Annotated in this window: 1 pseudogene; it reads right to left on the bottom strand. The window is 40.6% G+C overall.

From position 1 onward, the window contains the following. Window positions 1–58 precede the first annotated feature (58 nt). Window positions 59–961 (bottom strand): annotated as a pseudogene (locus ACFINO_RS09860) (polyprenyl synthetase family protein). Window positions 962–1,174: the final 213 nt, after the last annotated feature.

The following is a 1,174-nucleotide window of genomic DNA, read 5'->3' as shown; positions in this document are numbered from 1 at the left end:
TTGCAACAGAAAAAGCTTTTTGCGTGCCTTTCTCCTTATGTTTTTCTATGGTGGGGTTTTAATTTTTGCGTGTTGCACTAAAACGAGCGGCTTGTTGGAGTGGTGTTGCTTTGGCGCCAAAAGGGAGAAGAAGCGCTTCTGCTTGAGCGATGAGTTCGTCTCGTTTTTTTTGTGTTTCTTCAATACCATAAAGACGAATAAAAGTGGCTTTGTGCGCTGTTTCATCTTTTCCAGCGGTTTTGCCTAAAACTTTAGTGCTGGCAGTGACATCAAGAAGATCATCTGTTAATTGAAAGGCTAAGTCAAGATATGGTCCAAAAGCAGCAAGTTTTTCAGGCAATTCTTAGGATGCATTGCCGATGATCGCTCCTGCTTGGCAAGCAAAGCTTATAAGAGTCGCTGTTTTCATGTGTTGGAGAGTCGTGATATCTTTGCTTTCTTGTGGTTTTTTTTCTGCTTCAAGGTCAAGCATTTGTCCGCCTATCATGCCACCAAGTCCTGACGCTTGTGCAAGAGCGGTGATCAGCCTGATTCTGGTTTCAAAAGAGAGTTCACTAGTTTTGTGGGCAATGATTTCAAAAGCGAAAGTCAAAAGGGCGTTGCCGGCTAGAATTGCTGTGGCTTCATCAAATGCTATGTGAACGGTGGGTTGTCCGCGTCGGAGTGTATCGTTATCCATGGCGGGAAGATCATCATGAATCAGAGAATAACAATGGATACATTCTAAAGCACTTGCAACGTTGAGAGAGTATTCGATAGGGATGTCAAAAAGTGCACAACTTTGAATAACAAGAAAAGGACGTAGCCGTTTTCCACCATTGAGCACACCGTAACGCATGGCTTTGAGTAAAATTTCAGGACGAGCAATTTCACCATTTTGGACTTGATCACTTAACAGTGTGGCAAGTCGTTTTTCAACACTGTGGGCGTGTTTTGCAAGAAGGGTTATAAATTCATGCATTCTTATTTCCTTTATTTTGCAAAATGAAGTTTTAAAATTGAGTGCATAACATAAAGTGTAACTCTTTCTTATTTTATCAATTTGCGTAAGCTTTAACCCTGTCTCTTAAGTTTGCTGTTTGCCTGTACTGTATATGCGCGTTGGTGTTAAAGCCAAACAAAAAAATAAAAGAATGTCTAGTCAAAAGACTTTAATCAGTGTATAACCACATCA

It is taken from the genome of Bartonella sp. AA83SXKL (genome assembly GCF_042196965.1).
Taxonomy (GTDB): Bacteria; Pseudomonadota; Alphaproteobacteria; order Rhizobiales; family Rhizobiaceae; genus Bartonella.
The sequence above is the reverse complement of the archived record's forward strand: the minus strand, read 5'-3'. Positions and strand labels throughout refer to the sequence as shown.